We start from the raw sequence: 7,869 nt of genomic DNA, 5'->3' as shown, positions 1-7,869 counted from the left end.
GTCCGGCAGGCCGTGACGGGCGCGCAGGGCACGGGCCTCCCGCTCGAACAGGGCCATGCCGTGGCGGGCCGCCAGGTGTCGGACGGCGGCGAGGTGCTCAGCGGCGCGTCCGCGGTCCCCTGCGCGCAGGGCGGCACGGACCGCCGCCAGCCGGTACTCGGCCCGCACGACGATGTGGCCGTCGGGTCCGAGGTCGCTCAGGGCGGCCTCGAACAGGGCCAGGGACTCCTCCGGGGCCGGGGACAGCCAGGCCTGGGAGGCCAGGTCCGCCGCACGCCAGTCGGAGTGCAGGGTCACCTGGGGCAGTTCGGTCAGGGCCTGGTGGATCTCCCCGGCCAGCTGCCGCGCCTGCGCGTCCGGTTCCTCGGCCAGCAGCACGGCGATCGAGGTGAACCACGCACGGGTGGAGCGGTACAGGCCCTGGAGCATTGAGACCACCGCCCCGTCACCGCGTGCTCGGGCCAGCAGGTCCAGGGCCATCGTCCCGGCGTCCACCAGGCGCCCTTCGTACAGGGCCAGCTGTTGCAGGACCATGTGGACCGGCAGGTGCTCCAGCGGCGAGGTCTCCCGTTCGGGGAGCACCCTGCGGAACTCCTCCGCCGTCGCGCGCACGGCTTCGGGCCGCCACCGGTACAGGTCCAGGTGCATGCGCAGGGTAAGCGCCCTGGCCTGGGTCACCCCGCCGTCGGGGATGGCGGACAGCAGTTCCTCGCTCTCGGCGAGGCGGCCCTGGGTGAAGCGGGTGACCGCCAGTCCGTACGTGAACGCGCCGCCCTGGGTGCGGGTCAGTCCGAGAACGCGGCAGCGGTGGAGCCCCGCCAGTGACACCTGGGCGCTGTCCTCCAGCCGGTTCAGGTTCTTGAGGAGGCCGCCGAGGTTGATGAGGCCGCGGATCTCGGCCGGCACGTGGCCGGCATCCCGGGCCAGCCCGATCCCCTCCATGAGCTGCTGCAGCCCTCCCTCGTAGTCGGTGGGGCTGCTGAGGGAGCCCAGGGTGATGAGGGCGTCCGCCTCGCTGCGCCGGTCGCCCAGCTCACGGGAGAGTCCGAGCGTACGGCGCGCGAAGGCAGCGGCCTCCTTCCGGTGGCCGCGCACCATGAAGGTGGCGGCCAGGGTGGCGCCGACCGCCGGGGTGTCGGGGTGGTGGTACGGCAGCAGGAGAAGGGCCTCGCCCAGGTCCTCCATCGCGCCGTCCCGGCCCATCTCCTTGAGCGCCCGTGCGCGGGCGTGGCGCAGCCGGGCGATGCCTTCGGCGTGCTCGGGGGGTGCGCCTCTCGGGTCGTGCACGCCCGCGACCCCGAGCTCGTCCAGGCCGTCGGTGGCGTAGCCGACCGCGCGGCGGAGCGAACCGGCGACGAGGCAGACCCCGGAGGCCCGGGCCAGCACCTCGTCACGGCGGAGCCCGATGCGTTCGGCGGCGTCGGGCACCCGGTCCCACAGCTCCAGGACGCGCTCGATCAGGGCGAGGTGCTCGGGGTAGGCGTCCACGGCGGCGGCGTGTTTGGCGGCCCGCCAGGCGGCGGTGAGTGCGAGGGGCTGGTCGTGCGCGGCGTAGGCGTGATGGGCGAGCTGGACGGCCTGCTCGTGCTCGGGCATCCGCTCCACGCCGCGTTCGAGGGACTCGGCGTAGCGGCGGTGGGCGCGCACCCGCTCGCCCGGCATGAGGTCGGAGTACAGGGCCTCGGCGAGCAGGCCGTGCCGGAACACGTAGCCGTCCTGCGTGGTGCGCAGCACCTGGGCGTCGATGGCCGGGCGCAATGCGGACTCGAGCGCGTCCTCGGTGAAACCGGCGCGGCGGGCCGCGCGGGCCAGGAGGGTGTGCCGGACCCGGATGCCCGCCGCGGCGACCAGGCCGAGGACGCGGCGGGTGGGTTCGGGCAGGGGTTCGACGGCGGTGAGGAGGAGGTCGCGGGGGCCGTCCGGGATGGGCGCCCCGACGGGGTCGTTGCTGGCCAGGAACGACTCGACGAAGAGCGGGTTGCCGCCGCTGCGCTCGTGGAGCAGGTCCAGGTCGGCGGGGTCGAGCTCGGTGCCGCGCAGGGCGGTTGCCTGGGCGCCGACCTCGTCCCGGGAGAGGGGTTCGAGGTCGAGGCGGGCCACCCGGGGCTGCCGCTCCAGCTCGGGGAGGAGGCGGCGCAGCGGGTGCGTGCGGTGCAGGTCGTCGGTGCGCACGGTAACCAGGAGGTGGATGGGTGCGGGGCCGAGGTTGCGCAGCAGGAAGACGAGCAGGTCGCGGGTGGAGGCGTCGGACCAGTGCAGGTCCTCGATGACCAGGGTGAGACCGTCGGGCCTGGCGCGTCCCTCGAGGTAGGTGAGGACGGACTCGAAGAGGCGGGCCCGGCTCTCGTCTGCGGCGCCCGCGGCACCGCCGAGTTCGGGCAGGAGGCGGCCCAGGTCCCCGGTGGGGTCGGCGGCGGGTCCGCCGGAGCGCACCAGGTTGCGCAGGATCGCGGTGAAGGGTGCGAAGGGGACGCCGTCGGACCCCAGTTCCAGGCAGCCGCCGACCGAGGAGAGCGTGTCGGGGGCCCGCCGGAGGTACTCGTCGACAAGCCGGGTCTTACCGACCCCGGCACCGCCGCAGACCAGCACGGCACGGGACCCCTCCTCCTCGGTTCTGCGCCGGTCGGCGGTGAGGTGGGCGAGGTGCCCGCGGCGCCCGACGAAGACGGCGGAGGGTTCGTGGACCAGCATGCTGCCCAGTATGTCCGCTGGAACCCGATCGGGCACGTGGCTTTCGCGCCGGAACCCGCGGTTCTCCCGCGGGCAGAGAGCGACCGTCAGGGCCGGGAGCGGTCCGTTCCGGTATCGCGGCCGCCTGGTCCGACGGGGCCACCGGGGTCCCCCGGACGGCTCTTGGCCCGGTCGTCTCCCGGACTCTCAGCCGGACTCTCGGCGGTGTGGTCGGCGGGTTCCTCCTCCGTGTCCCCGCTGGAGGGTCCGGTTTGCCGGGTCGGCTGGTGGGTGGCGGCCTCGCGCGGCATCCACACCAGCACCACCACGAGCCCGATCAGACCGGCGCACAGCGCCACCAGCGCCGCCAGGTGCAGGCCGGCCAAGAAGGCCTCCTTGGCCGGGGTGACCAGGGCGTTCCCCTCCGCCCCCAGGCTCCGGGCCAGCGCCATGGTGCCCTCGATCGACTCCCCGGCCGCCCGCTGCTCCTCAGGGCTCACGTCGGACTCCTCCGCCACGGCGTCCAGGGCGGGTGCGATCCCAGAGCGGTAGTTGAAGGAGATCACCGCGCCCAGCACCGCGACACCCATGGCCGTGGCGACCTGGCGCACCGTGTTCTGGACCGCTGAGGCGGCACCGGCCTTGCCCGGCGGGACCGACGACATGATCGCGTCGGTGGCCGGGGTGAGCACCACCGCCATCGCCGAGGCCTGCAGGAAGAAGAACCCGATGATGAGCACCAGCGGGGTGTCCACCGCGATCTGCGTGTAGAAGAGGAAGCTGCAGCACACGATCGCCACGCCCACCGCCGCGAGCGTGCGCGGGCCGACCCACCGCACCAGGGTCGGGCTGAGCGGCGCGAAGACCATCTGGCCCAGGGCCGCGGGGAGCACCAGCAGACCGGCGATGAACGGGGTGAACTCGCGGACGCTCTGCCAGTAGAAGCTGAGGAAGAAGATGATCCCGGCCATGCTGAAGAACAGCACCATGATGGCGGCGATGGAGACGCTGAACCGGGGGTCGCGGAAGAAGCGCACGTCCAGCGAGGGGTTGGGGGTGCGCGCTTCGTGCAGCAGGAACAGCACGATCACCGCCACTCCCAGCAGCAGTGCCCCGTACACGTCCCAGTCGGCCAGCGAGGCCCGCTCCCCCGCGGTGATGATGCCGTAGATGAGCAGGACCAGGCCCGGGACGGACAGCACGACCCCGACCACGTCGAGGCGCCCGGGGTTCTCATCCTTGGACTCCGGGATAAGCACGTACATCAGCCCCAGGCCGACGAGCACGAACGGCACGTTGACCAGGAAGATCGATCCCCACCAGAAGTTCTCCAGGAGCAGGCCGCCCGCCGAGGGGCCGATCGCCATCGCCAACCCGACCGCGCCCGCCCACAGCCCGATCGCCTTGCCGCGTTCCTCAGCCGGGAAGACGTTGGTGATCACCGACAGGGTCTGCGGCATCACCATCGACGCGCCGAACCCCATCACCGCGCGCGCCGCGATGAGCTGCTCGGGGCTCTGGGAGTAGGCCGACAGCGCCGAGGCCGCACCGAACACCGCGAGCCCGGCCACGAGCATCCGCCGTCTGCCCCACCGGTCGCCGAGCACACCGAACGTGAACAGCAGTCCGGCGAAGACCAGGGTGTACGAGTTGATCGCCCACGCCAACTGCGACTGGCTGGCGCCGAGCCCGTCCACGGGATCGGAGAGCGTGCGCAGCGCGACGTTGAGGATCGTGTTGTCCGCCACGATCACCAGCAGGCAGATGATGAGCACCGCCAGACCGCCCCACCTGCGCCGATACGCTGTCTGCCGGTCCACGGGCACACCTTCCGATCCACGGCGCCCGCCCGCCGGCGGAGGCCACGCGCCTCCGCGGCCGCCCGGGTCCAACGGTGTGGGCCGGTGCCGCTGCCATGCTAACCACCCGGCAGCCGGCGGCGGGAGAGACGTCCCTTCACCCGACCCCTGTTGTCGCCCGGAGTCCCGCCCCGGCGGGGTACGGGCCGTCGGCGCCATGCGATGATGCAGGCGTGCGGCCCCCGCACACCTGTTCCCGCCGCACCGGCCCGCCGGGTGGTCAGGGACGGGAGGCCGGGGAACAACCCGCACCGCCGCACCGTTCCCTCCGGGGAACCCGTCCCTTCGGGGAACCCGCGCGAGAGCGCGCACGACAGTTGTTTCCGTCCACAGGTCCGGGGACACCCCACGCGGGTGCTTCGAGACACCGGAGGAAGAACCCATCATGAGCACCACAGCCAAGACCCCTTCCGAGGGCAACGCCCTGTACGGCGGGGTCACCAACCGACGCGTCACCATCCGCGACCTGGCCCTGGCCAAGCAGCGCGGCGAACGCTGGCCGATGCTGACCGCCTACGACGCCCTCAGCTCCCGGATCTTCGACGAGGCGGGCATCCCCGTCCTCCTCGTCGGCGACTCCGCCGCCAACGTCGTCTACGGGTACGACTCCACCGTCCCGGTGACGGTGGACGAACTCATCCCCCTCACCGCGGCCGTCGCCCGCTCCACCAAGCGGTCACTGGTCGTGGCCGACCTGCCCTTCGGCTCCTACCAGGGCTCCCCCCAGCAGGCGCTGGAGGCGGCCACCCGCTTCATGAAGGAGGGCAACGCTCAAGCAGTGAAGCTGGAGGGCGGCCACGCGGTCGCGCCCCAGGTCGAACTCCTGGTGTCGGCCGGCATCCCGGTCATGGGCCACGTCGGCCTGACCCCGCAGTCCGTGAACACCCTCGGCGGCTACCGCGTGCAGGGCCGGGGCGAGGCGGCAGCCAGTCTGCTCAAGGACGCCAAGGAGCTGGAGCTCGCGGGCGCGTTCTCCGTGGTCCTGGAAGCGGTTCCGGCCGACCTGGCCGCCCAGGTCACCGCGCAGCTGGCCGTGCCCACCATCGGTATCGGCGCGGGTCCGTCCACCGACGCGCAGGTGCTGGTGTGGCAGGACATGGCCGGGCTGAGCCCGCGGGTGGCCAAGTTCGTCAAGACCTACGCCAACCTGGCCGAGACCCTGCGCGACGCCGCGTCCGACTACGCGGACGAGGTGGTCAACGGCAGCTTCCCGGCCGAGGAGCACACCTACTCCAGCTGATCATCCGAGTGACCGCCGTCCGGACTCCGGGCGGCGGTTTCCCGTATACGGGAGACAGCCGGGCCACGGCGTAGGCGGACCAGCGGGTCGGCAGGGCGGCCGGACCGCCGTGCCAGCCAGCGCAGCAGGTCAGTCGGAACAACACGGACCAGCAGCGAGTTGGGGACTCCCAACGGTTCGTACCGACTGCAAAGGAGCGGGCATGTCACCGAGCACAGCACCGACCGTCAGCGTGGCCTGGCTTGCACAGCACCTCGACGACGACGATCTCGTCCTCCTCGACTCGACCACCCACCTGAGCATGCCGGCCCAGGGGCCGTACACCGTGGAGTCTGGCCGGACCACCTTCGACGCCGAGCACATCCCCGGTGCGCTCTTCGCCGACCTGCTCACCGACTTCGCCGACCCCGACGCCTCCGCGCCGTGGACCGTCCCGTCATCGGAGCGCTTCGCGGCCAGCGCCGGGGCGTTGGGGATCGGTCCCGGAAAGCAGGTCGTGGTCTACGACCAGACCACGGGGTTCTGGGCGACGCGCCTGTGGTGGCACCTGCGGTTGGAGGGATTCGACGACGTGAAGGTCCTCGACGGCGGCCTGCGCGCGTGGAAGGCGGCGGGGCAGCCGGTCACCGGCGAGCCCTCCCCCGCACCCGAGCCCCGGACCTTCGAGGCACGCCGCCGCCCCGAGCTCCTGCGCTCCACCGGGGAGGTGGCCGCATCCCTCAACGACAAGGGGACCGTGCTGGTCAACGTCCTGGACCCGGAGACCTACCGGGGCGACAAGGTCACCTACAGCCGGGCCGGGCACATCCCCGGCAGCATCAACCTGCCGGTCAGCGAAGTCACGGACCCGGCGACGGGGGCACTGAAGCCCACAGCGGAACTGCGTGCGCTGTTCGAGGAGAAGGGCTTGCTCGACCCGGGCGTCACCCCGGTCACCTACTGCGGCGGCGGCATCGCCGCGACAGGGGTGGCCCATGCCCTGTCGCTGGCCGGGCGCGAGGACGTGGCGGTCTACGACGGCTCGATGACCGCATGGGCCGCCGACGGCTCCCTCCCCCTGGTCACGGGCGACAAACCCGGGTAGGCCCCGGCCCGGACGGGACCGGGGCTGGCATGACTGGTCCCGGGCCGGGCGACTAGGGATTGTTCGACGGACGCTCTGATGCGGGCTCCGGGTCCTCCGGTGGACGCTCCAGACCGCGGGACGCCCTTCCGAAGGCGGGCAGGGCCACCGCGGCCAGGTAGACCGCCGCCCCCGCCACCAGGACCGGGGAGACTCCGAGCAGGCCGATGGCCACGCCGATGCCCGGGGCCGCGACGGGGGCGCCCAGACGGGTCAGCGCGCCGACCATCGCCATCCCGCGTCCCACCATGTGCTTGGGCAGCCGCTCGAAGATGATCGCGGACAGGATCGGGTTGATCAGCCCGCCGCCCAGGCCGGAGACCGCCCACACCACCAGGACGGCCCACAGCGGGACGTCCATGGCCAACACTAGGATGCGCGGCGGACCGGCGATCACCATGGCCGCGAAGAAGGCGGCTCTGCGGGGAAGCCGGTGCCCGATCCAGGCGGCGACCAGCGAGCCCAACACCGAGGCGCCACCGAGCGTTCCGGCCACCAGTCCCACGGCCTCGGGCCCCCAGCCGCCCTCGTACGCCCAGATGGGCAGGGCCAGGGTCATGACGGCGACGTCCACGATGTTGGTCACCAGGACCATCGCGACGAGCATCCGCAGCGGCAGGTCGCCCCAGACCGCCCGCCAGCCCGCGTACAGCCGGACCAGGTAGCCGTCCTCCGCCTCGGGGTCCGTCTCCGCTTTTCCCGCGGCTTCCGTGTCCCGGCGCAGCATGAGCGCCAGCACGAGAGCGGACAGGACCATGAGCGCGGCGTTGAGGTAGAGGGCGGTGAGGGCGCCCAGCGCGGCGACCACCGCACCGGCCATGATCGGCCCCACGGTCATGGAGAGCCGGTCGACCCCTCTGTGTCAGGCTCAAGTGGGACACCAAGGGATAACCTTCACTAACTGACACAAGCAGGGCGAGAACAGGCAACCACCACGGTGACAATGACCAACCACGACCTCCACACCAACGATGAAG

Annotated in this window: 5 protein-coding genes; 2 read left to right on the top strand and 3 right to left on the bottom strand. The window is 72.4% G+C overall.

The window, feature by feature from the left end; genetic code table 11:
• Together ACYVD1_RS33985 and ACYVD1_RS33980 are read right to left on the bottom strand one after the other, a co-directional pair.
• Nucleotides 1–2,691, bottom strand: a 2,691-nt coding sequence (locus ACYVD1_RS33985) for an ATP-binding protein (protein ID WP_460778588.1), incomplete at its 3' end; no start/stop codon positions are given.
• An 86-nt stretch (nucleotides 2,692–2,777) separates the two neighbouring features.
• Complete coding sequence (locus ACYVD1_RS33980; protein ID WP_460778587.1) at nucleotides 2,778–4,490, bottom strand: MFS transporter; 1,713 nt, start codon at nucleotides 4,488–4,490, stop codon at nucleotides 2,778–2,780.
• Nucleotides 4,491–4,914: 424 nt separating this feature from the next.
• Between ACYVD1_RS33980 and panB the strand changes: the two genes are divergently transcribed.
• The gene (panB, locus tag ACYVD1_RS33975; protein WP_460778586.1) at nucleotides 4,915–5,769 is read left to right on the top strand and encodes a 3-methyl-2-oxobutanoate hydroxymethyltransferase; all 855 of its coding nucleotides are present in this window, start codon (nucleotides 4,915–4,917) and stop codon (nucleotides 5,767–5,769) included.
• Nucleotides 5,770–5,971: 202 nt separating this feature from the next.
• Nucleotides 5,972–6,853 carry a sulfurtransferase gene (locus ACYVD1_RS33970; protein ID WP_460778585.1) on the top strand — a complete coding sequence of 294 codons (882 nt, stop codon included), beginning with the start codon at nucleotides 5,972–5,974 and terminating at the stop codon, nucleotides 6,851–6,853.
• Between the two features lie 52 nt (nucleotides 6,854–6,905).
• Here ACYVD1_RS33970 and ACYVD1_RS33965 read toward each other — a convergent pair whose 3' ends face one another.
• Entirely contained in the window at nucleotides 6,906–7,730 is an 825-nt protein-coding gene (locus ACYVD1_RS33965; protein WP_460778584.1) for an MFS transporter, read from the bottom strand.
• Nucleotides 7,731–7,869: the final 139 nt, after the last annotated feature.

This window comes from Nocardiopsis nanhaiensis (assembly GCF_054778635.1).
The sequence above is the reverse complement of the archived record's forward strand: the minus strand, read 5'-3'. Positions and strand labels throughout refer to the sequence as shown.